The 25,016-nt window shown below is 49.2% G+C and carries 22 protein-coding genes; 5 read left to right on the top strand and 17 right to left on the bottom strand.

From position 1 onward, the window contains the following. Positions 1-238: 238 nt before the first annotated feature. The 6 genes from BWI93_RS01460 to BWI93_RS01435 form a co-directional block, all read right to left on the bottom strand. The gene (locus BWI93_RS01460) at positions 239-1,918 is read right to left on the bottom strand and encodes a PepSY domain-containing protein (RefSeq protein WP_094808398.1); all 1,680 of its coding nucleotides are present in this window, start codon (positions 1,916-1,918) and stop codon (positions 239-241) included. Between the two features lie 7 nt (positions 1,919-1,925). Beyond that, positions 1,926-2,201 (bottom strand): hypothetical protein, encoded by a 276-nt coding sequence (locus BWI93_RS01455; protein ID WP_094808397.1) that lies wholly within the window; start codon positions 2,199-2,201, stop codon positions 1,926-1,928. Positions 2,202-2,310: 109 nt separating this feature from the next. After that, on the bottom strand, positions 2,311-2,532 hold the full coding sequence (locus tag BWI93_RS01450) for a hypothetical protein (RefSeq protein ID WP_094808396.1): 222 nt from the start codon (positions 2,530-2,532) through the stop codon (positions 2,311-2,313). 76 nt (positions 2,533-2,608) lie between these two features. After that, positions 2,609-3,811: a DUF4374 domain-containing protein gene (locus tag BWI93_RS01445; protein ID WP_094808395.1), complete on the bottom strand. Its 1,203-nt coding sequence runs from the start codon at positions 3,809-3,811 to the stop codon at positions 2,609-2,611. 4 nt (positions 3,812-3,815) lie between these two features. After that, complete coding sequence (locus tag BWI93_RS01440; protein WP_094808394.1) at positions 3,816-6,155, bottom strand: TonB-dependent receptor; 2,340 nt, start codon at positions 6,153-6,155, stop codon at positions 3,816-3,818. A 487-nt stretch (positions 6,156-6,642) separates the two neighbouring features. Continuing rightward, positions 6,643-7,269 (bottom strand): MarR family winged helix-turn-helix transcriptional regulator, encoded by a 627-nt coding sequence (locus BWI93_RS01435; RefSeq protein ID WP_094808393.1) that lies wholly within the window; start codon positions 7,267-7,269, stop codon positions 6,643-6,645. 120 nt (positions 7,270-7,389) lie between these two features. On the opposite strand from BWI93_RS01435, the gene BWI93_RS01430 reads away from it, so the two are divergent. Then, the gene (locus BWI93_RS01430) at positions 7,390-8,604 is read left to right on the top strand and encodes an FAD-dependent monooxygenase (protein ID WP_094808392.1); all 1,215 of its coding nucleotides are present in this window, start codon (positions 7,390-7,392) and stop codon (positions 8,602-8,604) included. 160 nt (positions 8,605-8,764) lie between these two features. Here the strand turns inward: BWI93_RS01430 and BWI93_RS01425 are convergent, their stop codons facing one another. Then, a complete protein-coding gene (locus tag BWI93_RS01425; RefSeq protein ID WP_094808391.1) occupies positions 8,765-9,871 on the bottom strand; it encodes an NAD(P)/FAD-dependent oxidoreductase in 1,107 nt (368 codons plus the stop codon). 93 nt (positions 9,872-9,964) lie between these two features. On the opposite strand from BWI93_RS01425, the gene BWI93_RS01420 reads away from it, so the two are divergent. Continuing rightward, positions 9,965-10,777, top strand: a complete 813-nt coding sequence (locus BWI93_RS01420; RefSeq protein WP_217902207.1) for an AraC family transcriptional regulator — start codon at positions 9,965-9,967, stop codon at positions 10,775-10,777. Then, positions 10,771-10,899, top strand: coding sequence for a helix-turn-helix domain-containing protein (locus BWI93_RS29320; protein WP_369679075.1), 129 nt, complete (start codon positions 10,771-10,773; stop codon positions 10,897-10,899). The genes BWI93_RS01420 and BWI93_RS29320 overlap by 7 nt, the downstream gene beginning before the upstream one ends. 100 nt (positions 10,900-10,999) lie before the next feature. Here BWI93_RS29320 and BWI93_RS01415 read toward each other — a convergent pair whose 3' ends face one another. The 9 genes from BWI93_RS01415 to BWI93_RS01380 all read right to left on the bottom strand — a co-directional run bounded on the left by BWI93_RS01415 (position 11,000) and on the right by BWI93_RS01380 (position 22,680). Beyond that, a complete protein-coding gene (locus BWI93_RS01415) occupies positions 11,000-12,463 on the bottom strand; it encodes a DUF3526 domain-containing protein (protein WP_094808390.1) in 1,464 nt (487 codons plus the stop codon). A gap of 27 nt (positions 12,464-12,490) precedes the next feature. Further along, positions 12,491-13,888, bottom strand: a complete 1,398-nt coding sequence (locus tag BWI93_RS01410) for an ABC transporter permease subunit (protein WP_094808389.1) — start codon at positions 13,886-13,888, stop codon at positions 12,491-12,493. Positions 13,889-13,972: 84 nt separating this feature from the next. Beyond that, positions 13,973-14,416, bottom strand: coding sequence for an ATP-binding cassette domain-containing protein (locus BWI93_RS29315; protein ID WP_369679074.1), 444 nt, complete (start codon positions 14,414-14,416; stop codon positions 13,973-13,975). Continuing rightward, on the bottom strand, positions 14,338-14,688 hold the full coding sequence (locus BWI93_RS29310) for an ATP-binding cassette domain-containing protein (protein WP_369679073.1): 351 nt from the start codon (positions 14,686-14,688) through the stop codon (positions 14,338-14,340). Before BWI93_RS29310 ends, BWI93_RS29315 begins: the two co-directional genes overlap by 79 nt. Positions 14,689-14,697: 9 nt before the next feature. Beyond that, a complete protein-coding gene (locus BWI93_RS01400) occupies positions 14,698-16,527 on the bottom strand; it encodes a TonB-dependent siderophore receptor (protein WP_176454094.1) in 1,830 nt (609 codons plus the stop codon). Continuing rightward, positions 16,482-17,066, bottom strand: coding sequence for a carboxypeptidase-like regulatory domain-containing protein (locus tag BWI93_RS01395; RefSeq protein ID WP_094808387.1), 585 nt, complete (start codon positions 17,064-17,066; stop codon positions 16,482-16,484). Before BWI93_RS01395 ends, BWI93_RS01400 begins: the two co-directional genes overlap by 46 nt. A gap of 458 nt (positions 17,067-17,524) precedes the next feature. After that, a complete protein-coding gene (locus BWI93_RS01390; protein WP_094808386.1) occupies positions 17,525-19,582 on the bottom strand; it encodes a PAS domain S-box protein in 2,058 nt (685 codons plus the stop codon). A gap of 159 nt (positions 19,583-19,741) precedes the next feature. Continuing rightward, complete coding sequence (locus BWI93_RS01385; RefSeq protein ID WP_094808385.1) at positions 19,742-20,167, bottom strand: response regulator; 426 nt, start codon at positions 20,165-20,167, stop codon at positions 19,742-19,744. A gap of 53 nt (positions 20,168-20,220) precedes the next feature. Beyond that, positions 20,221-22,680, bottom strand: a complete 2,460-nt coding sequence (locus tag BWI93_RS01380; protein WP_094808384.1) for a PAS domain-containing protein — start codon at positions 22,678-22,680, stop codon at positions 20,221-20,223. 345 nt (positions 22,681-23,025) lie between these two features. Between BWI93_RS01380 and BWI93_RS01375 the strand changes: the two genes are divergently transcribed. Further along, positions 23,026-23,493 carry a LexA family transcriptional regulator gene (locus BWI93_RS01375; protein ID WP_094808383.1) on the top strand — a complete coding sequence of 156 codons (468 nt, stop codon included), beginning with the start codon at positions 23,026-23,028 and terminating at the stop codon, positions 23,491-23,493. Then, positions 23,493-24,761: a Y-family DNA polymerase gene (locus BWI93_RS01370; RefSeq protein WP_094808382.1), complete on the top strand. Its 1,269-nt coding sequence runs from the start codon at positions 23,493-23,495 to the stop codon at positions 24,759-24,761. Before BWI93_RS01375 ends, BWI93_RS01370 begins: the two co-directional genes overlap by 1 nt. Here BWI93_RS01370 and BWI93_RS28055 read toward each other — a convergent pair. Then, a partial coding sequence (locus BWI93_RS28055) for a hypothetical protein (protein WP_217902206.1) occupies positions 24,719-25,016 on the bottom strand: 298 nt, incomplete at its 5' end. The genes BWI93_RS01370 and BWI93_RS28055 overlap by 43 nt on opposite strands.

The raw sequence follows: 25,016 nt of genomic DNA, 5'->3' as shown, positions 1-25,016 counted from the left end.
GGTAGGCGGCTTAAGCCCCAGAATGGAATTCCGGCATGGAATGCGATAGGACGGGGCCCGGTTTTATGCCGTCCATGCAGAAATCGGCAAACTTCAAATAATAAATAACAATCAACCAACAACTACATAAATCATTAGAAGAAATAAACCGCACCTGAGCCGTCCCTAAGGGACGAAAACCCATTCTATTTAAGACAACCCACTCAGAAATGTAATTCCTAACCACTAAAACTCCCCATCAGGCATGCCCTAACTGCCCGACTTTCTCTTTGGTTGGTACGGCACTGGGCTCTGCTCGCCTTTTTTGTTCCATCTTCCACCAGATTATTCCGCTCAACAGGGAAAGGATCAGGAAGAGTACATCGATGAACAGAATATCGTACGCCTGTCGATTCAGCGTGTTCCAGAACCAGTTGCCGCGAACCACGCCATCCAGTACAGGCAGGAGAAAACAGGTCACCGCTGACAGAAAAGTGGATTGCCGATTCACCAGATCCAGATCTTTGCGAATCAGGAAATACACGCTCAGTACTAACCAGGGGTAGAAATACCAATGGTAAATTTCGGGTTGACCCGGTTTATGCAGAAAGAGCAGGGCGATCATGGCAAAAGCAGTAACCGGCAACATGCTTAAGCTGGAGGAGATATAGACATTGGCCGTCCAGAAATTGAACGCTCGCTTGCGGGCGGGGATGTTCTTCTTATCGCGGGCAACCAGCCAGATCATTACGCCTGAATTAATGACCAGACAGCCCATGATTCCCAACACAAAATAAATGACCCGTAACGGCCGTCCGCCATAATCACCAAAATGTAGATGGTAGATGAACCCTTTAACGGTATCAATATACGAAGGAGTATCCAGGGGCGAATGCTCTGCCATCACTTGCTGATCACGAACGCGGTAAATGAGTTCGCCCTGTCCGTTGAGCTGAGCATCGGTATGGGCTTTTCCCTGAATGACCACGTGCATGTTTTCATCACCGTAATTCCGGATGGCTACGAGACTGACGTCGCTCCTCTGCCATTTTTGTTGTACCTGACTTACCAACTGGTTGATGTCAAATGAGGATTGTAAGGGCTTACTGGCGTAGGGAAATTCCTGTTTGACGCCATAGCCTAAATCCTTGAAAATCTTCTCTTCGTTACCGTTGTAAAATAATTTCGTGTACGGAATAATCAGGAAAGAATTGAAGATCAGGATCACGCCCGTTAGGGCAAAAACGAGCTGATAGGGAAAGCCAATGACGCCCAGTACCGTGTGAAGATCCGTCCAGACGGTCTTCCATTTAGTCCAGGGTCGGAAGGTAAAAAAGTTGGAAACGAGCTTGTCCCAGTGCAGTAACAATCCCGTAATCAGGGCAAAAAGGAAAATGAAGGAAACAATTCCCGCCAGCAAGTATCCGAACGGAACGCCGAGCCGGAAGGGAAAAACCTGATTCAACTGGGCTAAAAAGTGCAGGCGGTACAGAAATTCGCCCATGGTGTAGGAAGTGGCGTAGTCGGCCTCCTTCTTTTTACTGAAATCATAGGTAAAAAAAGCCGAATCGCCATCGCCCCTCCGGCCCCGACCGCCGCGTTTTGCTTCCGGTTTTTTCTTGGGTTTGAGTTTTTGTACCTCGGGATCGTGGGAAGCGGTCATCGAAACATACGCTCCCGGGGCATTTCGCTGAATGGTAAAATCAATATCCCGCCCTTTAAGGGTATGATGACGGGAAAGCGAATCCAGAATGTAGTTGAAGTCCTTTTTGATTAGACCTTTCTGACTCAGGTACGACTCATTCTTCTGCCAGGCTGCCAGGTCGTCCCTGAAAAAAGAGAATGAACCCGCAAAAAACATGACGTACAAAATCGCACAGATGATGATTCCGCTGACGGTGTGCGTGTTAAAGTAGATATTGTATTTCCGGTTATCCATAGCCGTTTTAAATCAAGTAAATACCCGTACATATACCAATTAACACCACATACAGAGCCCAGGTCTTCCACGCTTTGGGAATAAGAAAAGCCACGAGCAGAAGCGTTGCCCAAAGCAGATAGCCGGTAATGAATGAAGTCACGATTACCTCTTCTTTCGGAATCAATCGGGTCAGGGCGGCGTGAAAGCTGAGGGTAACCAGGTAACCTCCCACGGAGCCTGCCAGTATCTTAGATAGTTTGATCCAGGGTGATTGGGTCAGGTATTTTTTATTGGCTGGCATGGTCAGAGGAATCGTTCAAGGAGTACACAACAAACATAAATCACGGCCACACCCGGCGTGCGGAGGTACTGGAAAGGTTCGATCACCACGCAGAGACAACCAACGGCCATCAGCCCCACGACAAACCCGCAAAGCCACTCGCCACGCCCCAAAGCCAGATAAAGCCCACGATGGCCAGTAGCCCGAGGAAAGCTCCGATGAGACGTGTCTGGGATTTATGCGTGAAAGCATAGCCCATCAAACCAGTAGGAGCCTGCCGTTTATTGGACGCTGACGTGATTTGCCAGAGGTAAAAGGCGATGAACTGAATCAGGTACAAGGTGCTAATCATAAGTCATTCAGGATAAGGGGTATAAACCAACAAACCGGAAGAGCTTCGCATCTCCCGGTTCGTTCAGTAGCATATCTTACTTCAGGTGCTGAATGGCCGTAATGGATCCACCTTCCACTCGCAGGCCACGGGTAGCGGTTTGCGTACTGGCATCGATTTTGTAAACGAAGCTGTTGCCGTCTTTCAAATTCACGCCTACATAACCCGTTTTTCCGTCTTTGGGCGTGTAGTTGTTGGTGGTCAGGTTCGAAATGTCTTCCAGTTTCGGCAGTCCCGTTACGACTTTGTACGTTTTATCCACGACGTTTACAATACCCACTCGTGATCCAGCGGGATAAGCCGTTTTCTCAGCTTTCGCCTGGGAGTGTACGATATAGGTGTTGTTTCCCAGGTACTGCCAGGATGTAATGTTCATTCCTCCACTCGCCGCTTCTACGTCGAAGTAATAGCTGGGGTCAAACTCCGTAGTACCGGATTTGATTTTCAAAATCGCCGAAGGTTTGGTCGTAGAAATTTTATTATCCGTCGTTGCGGCTGAAGGAGAGAATCCGTACACATCACCATTTTCCTGCACGGAAAGGCCATCCTGGAAATAGCTACCCAGGAAACTCGCCCGATCATCCGTGATTACCTTTTCGAGTTTCATATCCGCGTAGTTGAAAATGGCAACGAACGCCTGGTTCGGATACTTGGTATTGAAACTCCGGTCGATGATGGTTTGATAGGGAGCAAACACTTTGGTGCCTACCTGTTTCAGCCAGGTAAAGTGGGCCAGTTCGCCCAGCTTTGTCATTTCCAGCGTATTAACCGTTCCTTCAGAGGTGATGGTCAGGCTGTTGGTATTTACCTTGTACCAGCTCGACGTAGGAGCGGTCGCGTTTCTTGAAATTTTAAAAAGCAGCAAATCATCATTAACCGGTGCAAAGGCCTGTACTGTTTCCGTCTGGAAGTTCGTTAGCTTGTTGAGCTTTCCATCCTGGATGTTGTAGGCCGTTACGGCTCCGGGGTTGCCCTGGCCGTAGAGCATACTAAAAAACTTGCCATTGTGCGTGACATAATAGCGGTAGGTTCCATCCTGCTCTACGCCGTTCCTTTTCGTTGTAATGGTATCGGAATCGAGGGTTTGGGCGGTCAGCAGGTAATCGGCCGCACCCGTCGTAGCCGCCGGACTAACGGTCAATATGAAGTTACCCGGATTACTCGGACCGGATTCATTTTTAGTACAGGATGCCAGCATACCTGCTGCCACAGCCAATGCGAGCGTTGATCTCAATTGCATAGAATTAAATGTTAAAAGAATTAAAGAAATAGCGGACGTTTACGTAGAAGCCACGACCGGGCTTTTGTAAGCTGAAGTTGTCGTAGAGACGTTTATTAGTAATGTTTCTTACTTCCAGGCCGATATTGTACCGTCCGTTCCGGAGACTGTACACAGCATTTAAGTCGTGCGTCAACTGCATGGGAACACCGTATTTTTTACCTTCATTCGCAAAGCCCCGGCTGGGCCAGTATAACCAGAAGGCATGGACATACAGCATGTTGTAGCCGATGTTCAGGACATTCCCTTTCTGACCCAGATTGCGTAGGGTGAGTGAAGCATCGACATTGCCGAACAAGAAGGGAATGTTGGGCATCTGATCCTTGTAGACCGGACTTTTCACCCAGTTGCCATAATTATCCAGTACGTATTCCTGCTGGTTTTGCAAATACTGATAGGTAAGCGTAGTGCCGAGCGTAAAGAGTTTTTTATAGGAATACCGTACTTCTCCTTCGCCGCCGACGGTAAAGACGCCATCGAGGTTATCGAGTACCAGGGCTGACTGATTCTGGTTGAACCGGGAATAGATGTAATTGTAGGAATACCGGTAAATGGCGTTGGCATTAATCAGGAAGCGATGATCCTCCTTGGCCGCAAAACCGTAACTAAACCCGGCATTTATGTTCTGGCTTTCTTCAGGTTTAAGGGTAAGATTCCCCTGTACTAACTCCACATCGCCGAACAGTTCATTGGCCTCAGGTAAGCGATTGGCCCGCTCGTAGGAAGCCTTTAACTGAAGCGTAGGCGTCACAAAATAACTGACAGCCGCCCCAAAGCCCAGTTTATTAAACGAGGATTGTCCGGGGGTGTTTTGATACAGATACTTGCCAAAAACAGACGTGCTCCACTTGTCTTTTTCGTCGTAGGTATACCCCAGACCCAGTACGTTTTTGTTGAGGCGGGGCCGTACATCACCCCGGGTAAAACTGGGGTTAAACACATCCGAACCCTTCCGGTTAAAGGTACTAAATGCATTACTCAGGGCCAGGGCCTGCCGTTCCGATAGTTTGTAGTTAACCGTAGCCGTGGCCAGCCCATTATTGTTGGAGTATTTCGATAGGCTTCGTCCACGACCTTCCCCACTTACATTCGGCTTGGAGTTTCCAAACCAGTCAAAGCGGGCCGACAGCGTATCAATATTTTGCTCCTGACCCAGGTTGTAATTGGCATTCAGCGTTACGTCCAACCCCTTGATCAGGTCGGTTTTCCGATACTTCAGAGTGGGCATGACGATGTTACCGCGTCGGTGCCAGCCGCCGAATACCGCTACCATCCGGGCTCCGGTCTGAAACTCTTTGTAATTTTTTCCCAGGGTTATGCCCAAAAGCAGTTGATCCGCGAATTTTTTACCTACTACGCCCACATTGACTACCACCGTTTCATTGTGGTACGTGTCGTGGAAACGTCTCAGGACCGCATCCCGCTGGTACTTTCCAGTGTAGATGTCTGAGGCATCCACGGTTACTTTGTAGTTATTGTCCGAATAGTTCTGGAAAGCGTTCAACCGGAAGGTGAAACCTCCTTTGGTCGTGAAAGCGGCGTTTACTACACTCCGGTGCGTATTGAAGGAACCGTAGGAATACGAAGCGTCTACATAATTCCGGAATCGGTCCCCCGTAACAATGTTAATTGCTCCGCCCAGAGCATCTGAACCCAGCCAGATGGGAACGACCCCTTTGTACACTTCCAGCCGATCCGCGATGTTGATGGGGATGTTGTTGATTTGAAAGGAGGAACCGAAATTGTCCATCGGTACCCCATCAATAAAATAGCGAATCCGATTGCCGGAGAAACCATTCAATGAAAGGTTGAAGTTGGACCCTACGCCGCCGGACTCCCGCACCCGTACGCCGGATACCCGGTCCAGGGCACTGCTCAGATCCAGCGTCGAGTTGTACAACTGCTTGGCATCCACGGCGGTAACGTTAAAAGCCTGACGGTTCACTTCCTGAACTTCCGTACGACCCACTACGGTAACCGTATTGAGATCAACCATGCTCTCCTGCAACGTGACTTCGATACGACTGTCCTCTTCCGCTTTCACTTCTGCTTTCTTGTGTAGCGTCTTGAATCCTATACCACTGAAGACCAGCGTATAATGCCCGGGGGTAAGGTTCGAGAAGCGGTACTCTCCTCCCTGATTGGAAGTAGTTACCTTGTTAAGTTCAGTAATGCGAACGGTAATGGCTGGCAAAGGAGAACCCGTCTGGTTCTGGATAACTCCTCGAATCGAGCTTAGACGTTGAGCATGCGAAGAAAGAGCGATGGTGCATAAACACACCAGCAACAGTTGTCTAAAATACATTGGTACAATGTGACAGTTAAACGCCCCTTTCGGATGGAGCATTCAAAGTGAAGTAGTTTCTATGGGAGAAGGAATTCGGCCACAAATTTATCTTTATTTATACTAAGTCCAAATAATAATAAGAATAAGTTTTGAGTCAGCCGTCGTATCGACGAGGAGCAGCGGGTGCTCAACTCGCCTATTAAACTGACCAGCAACGAGATGATCACCCAAACCATGAACCTTGAAAAAGCGGGAAAGGAAAGACTGAACCTTGCCAGATTCGCATATAGATAGCGTATCAGGCTTGCCTTGGGCCTTTACTACTAATCAGTAAACAGGATTGGAAAGCAAGAAGAATCGGGGAACAGCCACTACGGTATCCTGGATGTAAGACAGCATTTAACCCATTCAAAAAATAAAGGCAGTAAACGAGTGAGGTAAACCCTCTGCCTCATTACTGCCTCTACCTGACTGGAAACCCCTGATCAACAGGGGTCGCGTCTGCTTAGGGTTTGTAATACGGGAAATGATAATTGTTCAAATACTGAAGCACTTGTAACAAATGCTTCCGTTCGGTATCATCCAGATCGGCCAGCGTACTGGGCTCCAGCTGGCTCAGGGCCAGGGATATTTCCTGAATGGTCTGATGGCCCTTTTCGGTAAGCGTGAGTCGTTTGGAACGTTTATCCCGCTCATCAGCCCCTTCTTCGATCAGACCCTGCTTAATCAAGCGTCGTAAAATGTCCATCCCCGTGGTTAGCTCAATGGCATGGGCTACACACACCTCCTTTTTCGTAGGCCGATCCATTTCGTGGATGAGGGACAGAAACAGAAATTCATCCGGGCCGCTCATGCCATGCTGCGTCATCATCGGCTTCACGTAAAACTTCACGTACCGGATCAGACGACCCATGAAAAACCAGGCCAGGAAATCTTCCCCCTCCCGAAAGGCATCGGATAAACGCATGCCCGATTTCATGAGGGGCTCGGCTCCGGGATGGGGCTGTGTTTGCTGTAAGGGATTCGTGTTCGTTAGCAGCCAGCTTGCAAATTCCCTCATGCCTCCCTCCGGATGTTCTTCCGTAAAACGTTCCCATTCCATCACAACCGGAACTGCTGAAACTTTAGCCATACTTAATACAATTTCGTAGTATTATAAAAACAAATATACAATATCGTTGTTTTGTTAGTAGCCATCGTAATGCATGTGTAGTGCCTACGAATCTGACGAGTCGCACCAAACTACGAAAAAATGACAAAGCAAAAACAGAAAGTCCTCATTGCCGGGGCCAGCATTGCGGGTCCGACCCTGGCGTATTGGCTCCACCAGTATGGATTTGAAGTGACCCTGGTGGAACGAGCGACGTCGCTTCGTTTGGGTGGTCAGAGTATTGATGTGAACGGTCCTGCTCGTAAAATTGCTCGTCTCATGGGGATAGAGGAGGAAATTCGGGCGGCCAATACCGGCGAGCTAGGCACCCACTGGGTGGACAAAGCGAATCAAGTAAAAGCCAGTTTTCCCAGAGAAGGGGCCGGGAGTCTGACGCAGGAACTGGAGATTGTCAGAGGCGACCTCGTAACTATTCTTTACGAACATACCAAAGAACACGTAACCTATCGGTTTGACGATCAGATCAGCCATCTGCAACAGGATGACCAGCAGGCAACCGTCACCTTTGCCAGCGGATCAACCGAATCCTATGATCTGGTGATTGCCGCGGATGGCATCCGTTCCAAAACCCGGCAGTTGATGTTTGGGGACGAACCCGCTTTTAACTATCTGGGCCTTTGCACGGCTTACCTCACTATTGCCAAAACCGAAACGGATCCCAACTGGGCTCGCTGGTACACGGCGGACGACTCCCGCGTGCTACTGCTGAGGCCCGATCGTCAAGGCACCACCCGGGCTTCCTTCAGTTTCCTGGTACCGGAGGAGGCGTATAACCAGCTGGATCGAGCAAACAAAAAGGCAATTCTCATTGAGCGATTAGCGGGTGCGGGTTGGGAAGCGGATCGATTAGCTCAGGAAGTAGAAAAAAGTGAGGATATTTATCTGGATGGCGTCGGACAAATCAAAGCTCCCCGCTGGTCATTGAATCGTTTTGCCATGGTCGGAGATGCCGCCTATTGCCCCGGACCCATTACCGGCAAAGGTACGACCCTGGCTATGGTAGGAGCGTATATTCTGGCGGGCGAGCTAGCTACGCATCCGCAGTACGCCGATGCTTTTGCCCGTTACGAGCGAATCATGCGGCCCTATGTGGAGTCCGTTCAGAAGCTACCTCCGGGTGTTCCCCGCTTAGCCTATCCCAAAACGGCCCTGGGGGTATCGGTGGTCAATACGGTTATGGGGATACTAGCCAGTGAACCCGTTCAAAAAATGGCCCGTGTACTGGGTAGCTCCGAGACGGAGAAAGAAGAGAAGATGGACGGCACGCCACTGCCCGAATACAAGCCTGAACACTAAGTGACATCCAGCCCGTTTCTTATAGCAACCCACTTAGGCAAGCCTTTTTATTTTGGGAAACGTTTAACGAACGTTGCTTTGTACCCGCTTCTCGGTCTTGTTAGTTAAAACAGTGCAGTACCCGCCGTTTTTCCACCAAGTTGTAACCTTACCCCTATATTCACCGAAGAAACGCATGAAACGAAAAGTCCGGCTGCCGCATTAGCTCTTCATTCCGGGCCGACTCCTCCTGTGCTTTCGTTGCGTACACCCGCATTTCCTGTTCATACGCAGCAATCGCCGCAGGTACGGTTTCGTAGTTCCCGCTGGTTAACTTTTCGGCTAGTAACAGAGCATCCATCAAACCCGTATTGACTCCCTGACCCGCAAAGGGTGGCATGAGATGGGCGGCATCGCCGATGAGCGTAATGGGTAAGGGACGATCCGTTTTCCAGGCTTCATCAAGCGGTAACTTCCGCGTCGGTAATGCCCAGTAAACAGCGGTAGCCCGGAATAACTGCTGATAGGGTTCTGCCCAACCGTTGAACTGATCGGCAATCAGTCTCCGCATACTTTCCGTACTGGAAACATCGCCTTCGTTCGGCAAAATGACGTTGTACGTCAACACGCCCCGGTTGTTGGGATTGGCCACCAGAGCCTTCGCCGCATGAGCACTCATCAGGATGGTACCCTGACATAATTCATAAAAATCCGGGCATTTCATGGCGGGATCGACCACCTCTCCCTGAATCATCAGCGTTCCCGTTTCTTCCACTTCACGATCCGTTACCCATTTTCTTACCTGAGACATCCCGCCATTCGCTCCAATGACTACGTCAGCGGTAGCCAATAATCCCTTGGAAAAATGCAGTACCCAACTCCCCTCCGCTACTTCGAGACGGGTACATTTGCGGTCCCACACTACCGTCCCTTCGGCTAAACTGTTCAGCAGAATTTCCCGTAGCACATTCCGGTTGATTTCGGGTTGGTCGTACTGGTTTTCGGGCGTAGGTTGTTTTGTGAAGTGTATGTGTCCCTGTTCATCCGCCAGCGTTCGTCCCATCGGTACGGCTTCGGTCAGGTAACGTTCCAGCAAACCTGCCTGTTGAAAAGCTTTCTGACCCGTCTCCCGGTGTAGATCCAGCGTACCACCCCAGATTCGGGCGTTGGCATCTTGATCCCGTTCGTACACCCTTACATCCACGCCTTTTTGCTGGAGTAATCGGGCCATGGTCAGGCCCACCGGACCCGCACCAATGATCGCTACTTTCTTATCCTTGAGTACCATCTTGTTGTTTGATTAATGATGGTACAAAAGTCGACGACCTTTCAAAGATAAAATAGCTATCTTAGGCCTAAAAATAGTCGTAAACGATCATCCATGAACCTGGATTCAACGGTACCTAAAATTCTACCTCTATTGGCTGAACGGCTGGGTACGGTCGTTCAGAACCGAACTGTCCTCATCCCGGAGACCTTTGGTGGCGGTACCTGTTCCGGCTATGTTTTCAATGAGCACCTCCGGTTACTGATTCTGAATTACGACCTCCGCGAAGATCTGATCGTTAAAAGTCCGGAGGTTATGCCTCCCGGAAAAATGATTCTTTTCAAATTTCAGAACGTCATTCCCGAAACCCAAGGAGCCAATAGACCTTCGGTTTTGATTGCTACCAGCCACATGCAAACCGATGGAGTGGTTCCCATTCACTCCCATCGATCTACCCTTAACATCGAAATAGACGCCCAGTATTTAAAGAGTTTGCTGGATACTTCGGACCTGCCGCCCGTTTTACAAAGCCTGCTGGAAAACACGCAACCTTTGCTCTTTGAAGAAATGATTTTCCCTTCTTTACAGGCAATCGTGGATGCGATTGTCAGCGAAACTGTCGAAGAAACCTTCAAGCTATTTTTTCTACGAGTCAAGGTAGAAGAACTGATTTGCCGCTTACTGATGGTTTTAAAAAAGCGGGATCAAACGCCGCTCTACGCCCTGAATCCGCAGGATATCAAAAGCCTTTATACGCTCAGAGACCAAATGCTTGCCCGCCTGGAAACACCGCCCGTCATTGACGAACTAGCCCGGCAAGCTCACATGAGTTCCTCCAAATTCAAACGCTTATTCCGGCAGATTTTCGGCGACAGCTTTTTAGTTATTACCAAACCTTCCGAATCAAAGAAGCGGCTCGTTTGCTAAAAGAAGAAAAGCTATCGGTAGCAGAGGTGGGATACCGGCTGGGCTTTACCAACCTGAGTCATTTTTCCAGGGTGTTTTACGAACACATCGGTACAAAACCGAAACAGTACAGTCGGTCCTGAAAGGTGATTACCAGAGTAAAAACGCTTTCAGCTACGCCTTTTAAAAAAATGGGTTACAGTGTAAGCCCACTGCAATCCCATCTATCCCATCTGTATATTTCTACCGTTGAGCATTCAGTAACTTACGATGCCCGATCCAGCCCAGGAGACCAACAAGGGCCAGATAACTCAGAAACGCCTGCGGAACTGTACTCCAGCTATACGCATGGTAGGACCTGGGCGTAAAGGTTGGAATCGTCTCGGCGTCTTTCACGGAAAACGTGCGATAGGTAGATTCGTAGGCCATTTTCGGATAATAAAACTGCTGCGTGCGTTTCCGGAACTGATCCACATCGCGGCTAAAGGCATTAAACTGATACCAGTGCGTTCCCGACAAAGCGGAAAGCTCTTCCTGCATCATTAGAGCCGGACTGAGCAGTTGAAAAGCCTGAATGGCCGCCTGCTGTTTTTCGATTTGCCCGTACAACTTTCGCTCCGCTACCTCCGCCGCCGCATCTTTGATTTCCTGACTTTTATAAACGATTACGCCATACCCATACACCATACCGGGCGTGACAATCGAAGCCTGCCGAATCAGGGTCCGGGGGCTACTGAAGACTTCCTTGGTTAACAGTTGTCCGTCTTTCTCAAAGTATTTGTTCACTGCTTTCCGTTCCTCATTGGTCTGCGAAATCCGGCTGGGAATGGGATACGCCTGATTCAGACCAATCTGTAATACATTGGGAATCAGGATCCCCGTAAACAGCCAGAGAAAAATCAAAACCATGGCGTTTACGGTCGAGGACAACGAGAAACTGTTCACCAGAAAAGAAAGGACAAACCAGAACCCGAAGTACAGCGAAACCAGGGCGAAAGTCCACCACCAGTTCGAAGTGGCTAAAAAGCTGCTGCCCAGCAGAGCTACCATAATAGGAATGACCAGCAACCAGAACAGCCCCGTAAAGAGCACATAACGAATGCCCACCCGTAGCTGAATCAAACGAGCAATGGATTGATTACTGGTTTTGAGCAGTACCCAGGTTCCCTGCTCCTTTTCGCTCGACAGCACATTGTACGTAAAGACAATGATCAGCAAGGGAAACAGGTAGATGACCACGAAGGCAAAATCGAAGTTCCCAATGAACTGGAGCAGACTATTATCGATTTCCCCTTCGTACGTCAGGTACTGCTTTTTATTGATGTACACTTTGTAATAAAAGGGCTGAATATCACTTTGCCCCACGTTAAGAGCCTGTAAGACAAAGGGTTGCTTGACCGCAAACTTGGGCCCTTCGTTACGGGCGGTGTTGTAGGCAAAGGTCGGATCGTCCCAGATGAAGCCGGGATGCACCATGTGATTCGATTCAATCCGGCGGATACGCGTTTTGAGGCTATCGAGCATTTCGGCTTCGTGAACCTGAATTTTACCGATAGTCTGCTCCTGTTTCCGGTACATGCTGTTGCCAATCCAAAGGGCGGAAAGGAGCATCATCAGCATAATGGCAAATAAGGCCACCAGTACTTTATTCCGGGATAATATTTTCAATTCCAGGTTCCAGATGACCCGAACGATGGCTAATTTCATGCGTTTACCTCCACAAACAATCAGAACCTACACGGTCATTTTTCGATACGAGAAGAACATCAGCAGCACGGATACGAGCGTCCAGCCGAGCAAAATGGCGATGGATGGGGCGGCCGAAGCCAGTCGCCAGCCAATTCCCGGAGCGGTATACGCAAACTGCGGGACGGTTTTCCAGAAGTCATTCCCCGCCACGGTGTTTTGCTGGTAAAAATCATCCACGATTACGCCTACTTTCCGGCGGTGCAGCTCCGCTTTCTCCGCAAAATCATTGTGCGTATGCATATCCGTTGCCGTCATCCGCATCGAAAAATCCCGAAAAGCCAGAAAGGGAGAAAATACGGAAGAGGTTAGCAGGACGGCATTCTGTTTTTTCTCATTCGTCTCCACGGCCTCGTACGCCCGATCCATGACTTTGCCATCCGATTCTTCGAAATGTTCGATGGTGATGGGAATGTAAAAAACGGGTAAGTCTTCGAGCCGGGTTACGCCGTATTTCTTCAGGGTTTCTTTTTCCAGAATGGCTCGCCGTTCGTCTTTTGTTCCTTCGCCATCAACTCCGTATTCCTTGTCATGGAAGGTCGTATTCTCAAATTCCAGCGAAGTAATGGATGGGTACAGTCGCTTGGAAATCTCACTGGATAAACGCGGAATGAGAAACACACCCAGTAACCAGAAGCCGGACAGGCTTACCAGTGATAGCGAAGAATTCCGCGTGAGCAGGGATACGGACACACCAATGATGGTAATCAACAGGCAAAAAACGGCCAAACCCAGCCAGTACAGGCCATAAGCTTCCAGAATCTGCGGCAAATGGTTTGAATCCGTTCCCAGACTCAACAAACCCAGCGAGGCGATGCCCAAGAGTACTAGCAGCGTAAAAACCAGAATCAGGCAGGCGAGTAATTTACCCGTAAAAATCTGTCGCGTCGTGGCTTTTGAGCTTAAGATCATTTTGATGGTCCCATTTTCCCATTCTTTCGAAAAGATATTGTGAGCAATGAGAAAGATGAACAGCGGCAGAATGAACTGGGCGAAATAGCCGACGTTGAAAAACCCGAAACTCCGGATTCCCGTGGCATCGGTCACTTCCCGAAAGCGTACCACGCCGCGTTTATGCGGTTCGAGGTAAAAGGAATTACCGGTATAGTCTTCGATACCGTTGTCGATCATGGCCAGTTCGGCCGTGGGCTTGTAGGCATAAAAGCCAAAATGAGCCCCCAGGTGCGGGTTTTTATCGCCCTGCGAGATAAACTGCTGGTACGTCACTTGCTGGGATTCCCGCAGCAGGGCACTATGGGTTACGTAGTAGGAATAGCCATTGTACAAGGCTAAACCCATCAAGATCAGAACGCCGATGAGCAACCAGACGACCTTGGCAGTCCGGAAAATCTCCCGAAGTTCTTTTTGAATAACGAGTTGAATCATGCTGGATAAGGGCTTGTCAGGTCAGGGTTTGTATGTCGACCCAAACGGAATCTGGCTTGCGTACGAGGGTTCAGCCGATCAGCTTTACACCCGAACCTCTTTTTCTTTCACCAGATCAATGTAAATTCTGGTCAGATCGGCGTGCGATACTTCGTCGGAAATCAGCTCCTGTTTGAGCTTTCCCTCGTGCATGATGCCAATGCGGTGACCGAGGTTTTTGGCCATGAGCAAGTCGTGCGTAGCCATGAGCGTACTCACACCCTGTAAGCTGAGCTGGGTAATGATTTCAGAGAATTCATTGCTCGCGTGCGGGTCGAGTCCGGACGTGGGTTCGTCCAGAAACAGAACTTTTGCCTTTTTGACCAGAGCAATGGCAATGCCTACTTTTTGCCGCATCCCTTTGGAGTACGAAGATACCCGTTTATGAAAAGCCGAAGCCTGCAGTCCCGCTACTTCCATAAAACGGCCCAGCTCCTGTTTGGTATACTGAAAGCCGGAGAGTCCGCTGAAAAACTCCAAATTTTCCATCCCGGAAAGCGTCGGGTAGAGATTGACGATTTCGGGGATATACGCCACCATATCGCGGGTGGCTGGTTATTCACCGAAACTTCTACCCCATCGATGAATGCCTGACCGCTCGTAGCCGGAATGAAACCCAGAAACAGGTTGATCGTTGTTGATTTTCCCGCCCCGTTCGAGCCCAGCAGGCAATAGATTTCACCCGCTTGTATTTCCAGGTTCAGGTGATCCAGGGCGGTATGCGAGCCGTAAGCTTTGGTTAGGTTAACTGCTTTTAACATGGGAAAAGACTAAAGTACGTAATGCATACTCAGGCGGGCATTGAGGGGAGCCTGAGCTACCCAATAGTATAACCCATTGCGGTACCAAGGGGTTGCAATTAGCGTTTTATTTAAAATATTATTTATTAAAACATTGACCTTCAAATGTTTGCAATGCCAGCCAATGCCCCCATCCAGTCGGAAATAATCCGGACCGGGATGCTGCACGGCCGTGGCGTAACGTTCGCCGCGTCCACCCTGGTACTGATAACCCGCCGATACGGAGAACGAGGAAAGCTTCGAGCCGGGCAGGTGATAATTCAGCCAGGTATTCTGTACGTGCTTCACGTACATGGGTGTACGGGCTCCAATGAGCTGGGGATTGACGTCAGAATCGATTTTCGAATCGTTGTAGGCGTAATTAATGACGGCGTTCAGGCCCGGCAGTACTTCGCCCACCACGTCGAGTTCAATGCCTTTAGCATGCGTTTTACCCACTTGTAGTCGGTACAAGGCATTGTTGGGATCGGTAGCGACGATGTTACTGCGGTGAATATGGTACACCGAAAGCGTTGTATTCCAGCGGCCGTCCAGCCAGTCTTTCTTCACACCGATTTCCCGATTGATGCCTTCCAGTGGGCGAATGGCCTCCCCCGCACTCGTTATACCCGCCTGCGGAATCAGCGTCTGATCATATAAGGCATATACTGACCAGGTAGGCTGAATGCTGTAACTCAAACCCACCCGTGGCGTGAAGACCTGATCTTTTGAGGAAGTCTCTACGGAAGATACGTTGTTGTGGGTATTTACCGCCGTAAAGCGTCCGCCCAGCGTCAGTCGCAGTTTTTCCCGAAAAAAGGTCAACTCATCCAGGGCATACAGTGAATAATACCGGATGGATTGATCCGTATTACCGTGAGTCAGTCCGCCCGGCGTCCGGTAATCCGGCGTTTGAATCTGGTATTCCGGGGCATCTATATGGAGTGGGTAATACCTGGGCTGCGTTTTTCCAGCGGCATCGGTATAGGTGTCATACGTTACGTAAATATCGCCCAATACCTGCTTCTGATTCATATCCACACCCGCCAGAATCTGTTGCGTTACACCGGGCATTCGGATCTTTCCGTTCACAAATACCTGCTGCGAATAGACCTGCATCCGGACGAGATCGTACTTGGGATTCCGAAGCAGGAGGTTCGGGTTGGCGGGGTTTACGCCCGTTACCCACATGTACATACCCTCGTAGTCATTCTGCAGCAGGGATGCCCGGGCTGTCAGCGACCAGTTTTTATTAAATGCATGAGCAAAGGTCAGAAAGCCAGTATGGTCACGAACCTGATAAGGCTTAAGGCTAGGTTCGTGGATGGTGAAGTCACGCGGTAAGCTCGCGTATCCGTTCGGTGTCATTACAATCGGACTTATTAATGCATACTGGAATTGCTGATACGTATATTCAGCCGTCACGGAAGTACGGTCACTAAACTGGTATTTCAGCACGGGAGCCAGCACCAGGCGTCGGTTGTAGTCATACCTTACAAAGGATTCGCTCGTCATTCCCATGACATTCAAACGGTATTGCAGCTTTTTCTTAGCGTCCAGCACGCCATCCAGGTCTGCGGCCAGTCGGTACAGATTCCAGCTCCCCAGCATGGCCGTAGCCGAATAGTGCGGCGTGCCCGTGGGTTGCTTCGTTAATACGTTGAAAGTACCGGCGGGGTCGCCAATGTTGTTCATAAACAGCGACGGCCCTTTCATGAATTCGACCCGATCAATGATAGCGGCGTCTTCGGGAACGGGCCCCCGGTAAATGGGCGTCAGGTCAATTCCATTGCGAAGCGTCGAAATCTGACCGCCCCGCATGAACATATAGGGTCCGAGGTTGTTGGATACTTCCTGACGAATGACCCCACTGACATTCCGGCTAAGCCCGTCCGTCGTATTAAACTTCCCTGATCATACAGGACTTCCGCACTGATTTCCTGAATATTCTGGGAAAGGTTAATCAGGGGCGTTTGTAGTCGCAACGCACTGGAAACGGTATTCAGATGATAAGGCTTGTAATACCGGGAAGTAACGGTAACTTCTTTGAGTCCTTGTGCGTTGGCCGCTACTAAGTTGATTTCGATGAGGTCCGGGTTGCCCGTTAATGAAATCCGCTGGGTCTGATAGCCTATATGGCTAACGGTAAGGGATATAGCGGGTCCGTTGGCTGAGAGTTCGAAATAGCCCCCCGCATCCGTTACTGTTCCCTGAGCCGTGCCACTTAGCTGAATGCTGGCTCCGGCCAGGGGGTGTTGAGGAGATTGGGCTTCTTTAACGCGACCTTTGATGAAGTGTTGAGCCTGGGAAGAAAAGACAAACAAGCAGAGGAGGAGTACTCCCGGAATTCGTAAAGCCATTACTGAAAAATCGAGATACCGTCGAATAATTCATACCGTCGTAGCGGAATTAAGGCTGCAAAACTACGAATCAAACGTCAGGATTTTCCTTTTCGGTGGGCAACAAATCAGAATTAATCTAAATTAAGTCAGACCAAACGTGTGTTCAGAGAAGTTAACAGGTATGTTTTTGCCTCGCGTTGATGCCTCATACCAGCTTACTAATTAAGTGCTTTATACGCAAAAAAGCTATCCATTTAGTACCCAGATCATTTCTGGAGAAACTGGCAACAGCCCCTCCCAACCAAATATCCACTACCCGTAGAGAGTCCTCCTTTCATCCCGCTAAGTAGTCTAATCTTTTAGTGCTTACGTATCCAACGCCCTAGCCTACTGGATTCCTCCGGCAGGAAACGCGTTCCATCGGGTGCAGACCTTCCATCGCTCTGGGTACGGAGCTACGGAAATTCGTGCAATACCTAGTAAGGAAAGTACACATGGAAGCGGGCTCCCTCTTCGGGGATGCTTTCTGCGGTAATGGCTCCGCCGTGATTTTCCATCACTCGCTGGCAAATAGCTAGACCAATGCCCGTACCGTTGTAGATTTTCTTATCGTGCAGGCGTTGAAATACCTCGAAAATACGGTCCAGAAACTGCTCGTTGAAACCAACGCCCCGGTCGATCACGCTGACCTGATGAAAACGATCAGCCTTACTGAGGGGCTCCACATGCGAGGGCAACTGCTCCCGAAGCCTGATTTGAGTGGCAATCCGAATGTGCGGCCGCTCGCCCGGCTTGGCAAATTTGATGGCGTTCGACAGCAGATTCTGAAAAAGTTGGCCCAATTGCCCTTCATCTCCCAGGATCGCGGGCAATGCATCGATCTCAATCATCGCCTGCGTTTGTTCGATACTTATTTCCAGCGTCTCTGTTACGCTGGTTAGCACCTGCTGCAGGGAGACTACCTGAAACTGCTCGCCCTGGCCGCTGATCCGTGAATAGGCCAGCAGATCCTGAATCAGCGTAGACATCTGCTCGCCCGCTTTACTCATGCGGGTCAGCAGCGACAAACCCTGATCGCCCAACGCGTGTCCGTATCGTTGACTAAGCAGGGAACCAAAGGTTTGTATCTTCCGAAGCGGCTCCTGTAAATCGTGACTGGCTACATACGCGAAGCGTTGCAGACGATCATTCGAAAGCGAAAGCTGCTGGTTGGATTCACTCAGTTCTTCCCCCGAGGCCTGTAGTTCTTCATTGCTGGCTCCTAACTCTTCATTGAGGGCCTGTAATTCTTCCAGACTGGCTTCCAGCTCTTCGGTCCGTTCCTGCACAAGGAATTCCAGGTGATGCTGTAAGTTCTTACGCTCGTGAATATTGGTTGCCCGGCACACCCAACCCGTAAGCAGTTGGTTTCCATCAAAAAGAGGGACAAACTCAATTTCGTGCCAGCAGTACTCGCCATCGTGCCGGCGTAATCTGCTTTCGCAGGTAAAGCCTTTTTGCGTCCGTATTCCCTCCGAGGCGATCTTTTCTATCTTTCGATAGTCCTGATCCGAGAAAAGGCTCTGCCAGCCTTTTTTCTGGCTTTGCTCCAGGGTGAATCCTGTATACTCGCCAAACCGCTGGTTTTGGAAGGTGATATTTCCCTTCGGATCCAGCAGACATTTCAATAATAAACTTCCTTCCAGCATGGCCTTGAACTGCTGCTGCTGCACTTCTAAAGCCCGGCGGGCCTGTACCTGAGAGGTAATGTCGGTGGCGGTGTGAATAATACCGTAAATTTTCCCGGACTCCTCCCGTAAAGGAGCATAGGAATAGTTAAACCAAAATTCCTGCAAGCGACCGCCTACCTGGAGAATGGCTTTACCTTCTGATTCGTGGTAGGCAATTCCCGTATCGTATACGTTCTGTAACAGGCTTAGAAAAGGCTGATCCTCCACTTCAGGAATCGCTTCCGCAAAGGTTTTCCCCTGCACAGATGCATCTTTACCCCAAATGGTAATCATGGCCTGATTCACGGCCTGAATGGTCATGTCTCTTCCCTGATAAATAGCCGTTGCGGTTGCTGAACTATCCACCAGATTTCGCCAGTGGTTTTCGCTGTACGCCAACAGCTGCCGGGTTTGGATCAGGGATGTTATATCCTGGGCAATTCCCGAAAATCGGTATACCTGGCCTTTGTCGTTGAAAAAGGCCTGTCCTTTGCAGTACAGCCAGCGAAGCCTGTTTTGGTTCGGATTCAGGGTACGGAATTCAACCTCGTAATGCCCAAGCGAACCGGGCCGTAAGGCTCGCTCAACGGCCTCCTCAACCCGGTTACGATCCTCCGCGTAAATAAATTCGAGTAAAGCGGAATAGGAAATGGACTGCTGTTCGGTAAGCCCGTATAAGTCGCGGCAACGCTCATCCAGCCAGACGAGTTGCTGAGCTACATCCAGCTCCCAGGTTCCTACCTGAGCTGCCTGTAAGGCTAAGGATAACCGCTCCTGGTCACAAAGTTGGTATTCTCCCGAAGGAGCAGATACGTCGCTATGCATACGCTTTAGTTATAAACCCAATGCGAAAGATACTTCTTACGCCATACATTCACAATACAAAAAAGCTCTTTTTAACCGGTTTCAACTCCGGCAATTACCTGTACCGTTCTTCCCGTGCATTATAATTCACCAGGGTAGCTCGTTTTCCTTTCCTGGTTTCTATTGAAAGTTATTGGGGTGCAGACAGCCCCGCCAGTAGATGATGATGGCCTCTAATTGTTTCTGAAACGTTTCAAATGAACTGGCTTTCTGATAAAATCCCTGGACACTTTGCATATAGGCTTCGTTCACTAAGTTAGCATTTGCGGCAGTAGTTAAAAAGACAAAAGGGATGGCTTTCCTTCGCAGAACCTCATTATCAGCAATTTTCGCATGCAATTCCAGACCATTCATCACGGGCATATTTACGTCGCAAAGAATCAGAAAGGGTTGTTCTGTAGTGACGGTCAGATAATCCAGGGCCAACTGACCGTTGCTAAAGAAAAGTATTTCGTTCGTCACACCCAGTTCTTTTAACACATCCCGAATCAGAAATTGATCATCTTCGTCATCTTCTACGGAAATAATGGGGCCTTTTGTGGACATACAATGAATAAGCTTAATAAACGTATAACGCTTTAACGAATAAACGGTAACTATTACTGACGTTGAACAGGCAGATAGATTTCAAAGGTAGCTCCTTGCTCGGGTCTGCCCTGGGCCTGAATAAATCCTTCGTGGTTGAGAGCTACCTTCTGGCAGATCGCAAGTCCTACGCCCGTTCCTTCAAACTCGCTTTTGCCGTGCAGGCGTTGGAATACCCCAAAGATGCGGTCCGCGTACTGTTCCTCAAAACCGATCCCATTATCCTGTACGCGAATCCGATGATAGCTTCCGTAGACGGGAGCCCAGCCAGCCAGTAAGGGAAGCTCATACGACTGTACCTGCTGATACGTTACCTGAATGCAAGGTACCGTCGCACTTCCCTGCATATCTTTACTGCTGAACTTGATGGCATTGGAAAGTACGTTTTGAAAAAGCTGCTCGAGTTGCCGGGCATCCCCCAAAAACGCCGGTAATGATTCGACCTGAATATCAGCACTCGTTTCTTCAATGGCCACCGACAAATTGTCAATGGCCTGAGCGAGCACTTCCGACAACATTACTTCCTGCGTATCCGCTTTTCCATTCGAAATTTTTGAGAAAGCGAGTAAATCATTAATGAGCAAGCCCATGCGATGGGCTGATTCCTGAATACGAATCAGCAGTCGGCTGTCTTCAGCCAGTGTATCCTGATGGCGTCGTACCAGAATGTCAATGAATTGCTGGATTTTACGAAGCGGTGCCTGTAAGTCGTGACTGGCGATGTAGGCAAACTGCTCCAGACTGGCATTGGACCGAATCAATTGATCGTTGGCCTGATGTAGCTGCTCATTCGTGTGAGCCAGTTCTTCATTCGAGGTAAAGAGTTCTTCATTGGTGGAGGCTAGTTCTTCGGTACGTTCCTGTACTAAAAGCTCTAGAGCAGCGTGCGTTCGACGTTGCAATGTAACATCCTGGGCACTACCCGCGATCCCGCAAACCTCATCTTGCTCATCCCGGATTACCTTACCCTGAGCGTGCAGAATCCGTTTCTGGCCCGTTTTTAAGCAATACACAGAAAATTCCGCTTCGTACTGGCCCTCATTCAGTGGTTGACGAGCCGCATCCATTGCTGCTTTGACAATCAGCTGATTCTGAGGGTCGATTACTTCATAAGCCCGTTCAATCGTCAACGGCTCTTCCCGTTCAAATCCACACCAATCCCGTAAACGATCGGAGTACATCACCTTTCGCGTAGTAAAGTCTACCTCCCAGGCAGCCAGCTCGGCCAGCTCAATGGTTTCCTGTAACTTGGCCTGCGTTTCCTGTAGTTTTTGCTGGACGCGTATGCTTTCGGTGACGTCGATGGCAATATCCAGAATGGCGTATACCTCCCCTTTTTCATTGAACAGGGGCGTATAGGTGATATTGTAGAAATTGTACGACATCACGCCATGCTGGACAATATTGACCTGGGAGCCGTGACTTTGAAACATCTTCCCCGACGTATATACATCATCCAGTATTTGCAGAAAGGGCTGGTTCTCCAGTTCCGGCATGACTTCCCGGAGCGGCTTTCCTTCAATGTCTGGCCCTTTGCCTACGATATCAATAAAGGCCTGATTGGGCATCTCCACGACTAAATCGCGGCCCACAAAAAGACCCATGGCCGCCGGAGCGGTGGCAATGATCGATTTAAGCTGGGCTTCACTGGCCTCCACTCTCTTCCGGGAAAGCACCTGCTGGGTTACATCGGTAGCAATGACCAGAATCCCCGTAATCTCGGTCCGGTTGACCGGCCGTTGGGGTTGATAGGTTAAATCGACATAGATGGTTTCCAACACCTGATTCCGAACGAGTGCAACGGCTACATCTTTCGCGATAAAGGGAATGCCTGTATCGAGCACGTCCTGTAACAATTGGTCAAATCCCTGTCCGGCCAGTTCGGGTAAAGCGGTCAGTAGCGGCTTGCCTACGATTTGATCGGGCGTTCGTCCGACCAGTTCTCCGTAAAAGGGATTGGCTCGCTGGAAGGTCAATTCATGACGATCAATCAGGGCAATTCCTACGGGTGACGCTTCAAACGAATCCAGAATTTGTTGCTGGGCAGCCTGTTGACTTTTCAGGTTTTCCATATCGCGGGTTACGTCCTGAGCAACGCCGCCAAAGCGGTAGGGTTTTCCCTGTTCATCGAAAGAAGCTTTTCCGTAAAAACGTACCCAGCGTAGTTTGCCATCATCTGCTCCAATGGTTCGGTAAGCAACGTCATAATTGCCTCCCGAAGTTAATTGAAAAGCCTGATGTACAGCGTCATTGACCCGACTCACATCATCCGGGTGGACATACGCAATGGCTTTATCATAAGGAAGGTAATTGTCGCTGATCGACCCATAAAGCTCCCGGCAGCGATCATCCCAGAGGATCTGCATGGAAACGGGATCCAGCTCCCAAACGCCCAAACCCGCCGAGGTTAGGGCAAAATCTATATCTAAACGCTCCCGAAGCGATCCGGTATTAGGAAAATTCTCACCTGGCATATCATCTTTCAAACGTGTATCTGCATAACCCCATTCTTGCGAAATTGTTAGTATTTTATACAACACATTGATTTATAATAGTTTGGGGGCTATTTCAACACCTAGCAACCGAAACAATGCAGAAACATTTTGCACTGTCTTCACATTTGTGAATAGATAATCCTTCGGCTAAAGATGCTCTATATACGTCGGCTAACCTAAATTCGATTTTCACTGATTTACAAATACTTATAAAATTCTTTGTCTCTTTTTGTATAAATAATTTGTTCATGACTAAAGTTTTACTTTAGCTTATTATACAAATGACTAATTTTTTACAAATGTGAACAATAATTTTATACAGCCATGAGAGCGGCTACCGTCGAATTTTTTCACCTGAATACGCAAACCAGAGAGTTCTACCCTCTGAGTCCTTTGCCTATCGCTGCGGGGTTTCCAAGTCCAGCCGATGATCACCGGGAAGGAGTTTTATCATTGCACGAATTATTGATTGAACATACCGCCTCTACGGTCTTCGCCTGGGCCAGCGGTCGCAGCATGGAAGGAGCCGGCATCTATGATGGCGATTTGTTGATTATCGACCGAGCCAAGACGCCAAGGGATGGTGACATCGTCATTGCTTACGTAAATGGCGAGTGGACGGTTAAGTTTTACAAGAAACAAGGGAAGGCTATAGCCTTAGTGTCTGCATCCGAATACTACGAGCCCATTGTACCTTCAGCGGGTGATGAATGGCAGCTTTTTGGGGTGGTGACCTTTAGCGTTCGGGATCTGGGCAACCGGTTGGCCTACCAGAGAAAGGGCGGTGTGTGATGTTTGGAATTATTGATTGCAATAACTTTTACGCGAGTTGCGAGCGGGCCTTCAACCCTTCTTTAAATGATCGTCCCATTGTGGTGCTTTCCAATAACGACGGCTGCGTAATTGCCCGCTCGAACGAGGCGAAAGCTCTGGGCATTGAAATGGGATGCCCTGCCTTTCAGATCGCCACCTATATGAAATCGTGCGGCGTGGTTCCTTTCTCCAGCAACTACACCCTTTACGGCGACATGAGTGAGCGGGTAGTGGCAGCGATTGCCAGTATGGTGCATCACTATGAGGTCTATTCGATCGACGAATGCTTTATTGACCTATCGGGTTACGAAGCTTTCACGCCGGATCCGTACGAGTACGCCTACATGATCCAGCAGCGGGTACGTCGCTGGACGGGCATTCCGGTCAGTATCGGTATCGCCCCTACAAAGACTCTTGCCAAGGTCGCCAATAGGCGGGCCAAGAAGAATCCCCTATATGGTGGCCTCTACATGATCAACTCCCCAGGAGAAATAAAAAAAGCCCTTGATGGATTTGATATTGCTGATTTATGGGGCATCGGTCGGCAGTACGTAAAAAAGCTAAAGGCAATGGGCTGCGAGGATGCTTTGCATTTTTCCCAGCAGAGCGAAGCCTGGGTGGCAAAGAACATGACCGTACAGGGGCTCAGGCTTTTGAAAGAGCTGAACGGTCAACCCTGTTATGATCTGGAACTAGTCCCTGATCGCAAGAAAGCCATGTGTACGGCAAAATCGTTCGGAGAGCTAACGACCTCCAAAGAAGTAGTTAGCGAGGCCCTGGCTAACTATGCGGCAAATTGTGGAAGAAAGCTTCGCAAGGAAGGTAGCATCGCTAACCTATTGACCGTATTCCTCCACACGAATCAGCATAGGACTCAGGATAAACAATACTATGGAATTAAGACCATTCACCTTCCCAAAGCTACGAGTTACACACCTGAGCTGGTAGCGTATGCATTGAAGGCACTAGGTCTGATCTGGCAGCAGGGATACAATTATAAAAAGGTGGGTTGCATTGTTTCGGGTTTACAGCCAGAGGAGCACCGGCAAGCACAGTTATTTTCCGAGATTGCATGGGAGAAAGAGCAGAAAGCCATGGAAGCGTTGGACCAAATCAACTCCTGGTACGGAAAAGATAAACTCAGGGTAGCCGCCCAGGGATACGAACGCAAGTGGAAAATGAATCAGGAGCGGCTTTCCCCTTGCTACACCACAAGATGGTCAGACCTGATAACAGCCAAGTGCTGAATGAAATGTACGAGGTATACGATCTTTTGAAACCCTTTTCTCACCTGCAAGGCCTTCGTTTTGTGGGTGAGGAACTCGTCTTTCAATGGCAAGGGGGCGGCATTCTCTTCTATATTGCTTACGAAGAGAATGCCTTCCGTATATTCATAGACGGAGAACTTCGGCACGCGACAGCCGATATCTATGAGGTAGCTCAGTACTTTAGCTTGCTTGGTTTCTAATTTATTTATAAATTTTATAAGAGATAGTAGCTTT

The organism is Siphonobacter sp. BAB-5385 (assembly GCF_002261125.1).
Taxonomy (GTDB): Bacteria; Bacteroidota; Bacteroidia; order Cytophagales; family Spirosomataceae; genus Siphonobacter.
This window is presented reverse-complemented; position numbering and strand designations above follow the sequence as displayed.

Bases quoted from the DNA above. Each gene is read 5' to 3' on its own strand.
- BWI93_RS01460 (WP_094808398.1), bottom strand. From the start codon at position 1,918: ATGGATAACCGGAAATACAATATCTACTTTAACACGCACACCGTCAGC.
- BWI93_RS01455 (WP_094808397.1), bottom strand. From the start codon at position 2,201: ATGCCAGCCAATAAAAAATACCTGACCCAATCACCCTGGATCAAACTA.
- BWI93_RS01450 (WP_094808396.1), bottom strand. From the start codon at position 2,532: ATGATTAGCACCTTGTACCTGATTCAGTTCATCGCCTTTTACCTCTGG.
- BWI93_RS01445 (WP_094808395.1), bottom strand. From the start codon at position 3,811: ATGCAATTGAGATCAACGCTCGCATTGGCTGTGGCAGCAGGTATGCTG.
- BWI93_RS01440 (WP_094808394.1), bottom strand. From the start codon at position 6,155: ATGTATTTTAGACAACTGTTGCTGGTGTGTTTATGCACCATCGCTCTT.
- BWI93_RS01435 (WP_094808393.1), bottom strand. From the start codon at position 7,269: ATGGCTAAAGTTTCAGCAGTTCCGGTTGTGATGGAATGGGAACGTTTT.
- BWI93_RS01430 (WP_094808392.1), top strand. From the start codon at position 7,390: ATGACAAAGCAAAAACAGAAAGTCCTCATTGCCGGGGCCAGCATTGCG.
- BWI93_RS01425 (WP_094808391.1), bottom strand. From the start codon at position 9,871: ATGGTACTCAAGGATAAGAAAGTAGCGATCATTGGTGCGGGTCCGGTG.
- BWI93_RS01420 (WP_217902207.1), top strand. From the start codon at position 9,965: ATGAACCTGGATTCAACGGTACCTAAAATTCTACCTCTATTGGCTGAA.
- BWI93_RS01415 (WP_094808390.1), bottom strand. From the start codon at position 12,463: ATGAAATTAGCCATCGTTCGGGTCATCTGGAACCTGGAATTGAAAATA.
- BWI93_RS01410 (WP_094808389.1), bottom strand. From the start codon at position 13,888: ATGATTCAACTCGTTATTCAAAAAGAACTTCGGGAGATTTTCCGGACT.
- BWI93_RS29315 (WP_369679074.1), bottom strand. From the start codon at position 14,416: ATGGAAAATTTGGAGTTTTTCAGCGGACTCTCCGGCTTTCAGTATACC.
- BWI93_RS29310 (WP_369679073.1), bottom strand. From the start codon at position 14,688: ATGTTAAAAGCAGTTAACCTAACCAAAGCTTACGGCTCGCATACCGCC.
- BWI93_RS01400 (WP_176454094.1), bottom strand. From the start codon at position 16,527: ATGCGGGGCGGTCAGATTTCGACGCTTCGCAATGGAATTGACCTGACG.
- BWI93_RS01395 (WP_094808387.1), bottom strand. From the start codon at position 17,066: ATGGCTTTACGAATTCCGGGAGTACTCCTCCTCTGCTTGTTTGTCTTT.
- BWI93_RS01390 (WP_094808386.1), bottom strand. From the start codon at position 19,582: ATGCATAGCGACGTATCTGCTCCTTCGGGAGAATACCAACTTTGTGAC.
- BWI93_RS01385 (WP_094808385.1), bottom strand. From the start codon at position 20,167: ATGTCCACAAAAGGCCCCATTATTTCCGTAGAAGATGACGAAGATGAT.
- BWI93_RS01380 (WP_094808384.1), bottom strand. From the start codon at position 22,680: ATGCCAGGTGAGAATTTTCCTAATACCGGATCGCTTCGGGAGCGTTTA.
- BWI93_RS01375 (WP_094808383.1), top strand. From the start codon at position 23,026: ATGAGAGCGGCTACCGTCGAATTTTTTCACCTGAATACGCAAACCAGA.
- BWI93_RS01370 (WP_094808382.1), top strand. From the start codon at position 23,493: ATGTTTGGAATTATTGATTGCAATAACTTTTACGCGAGTTGCGAGCGG.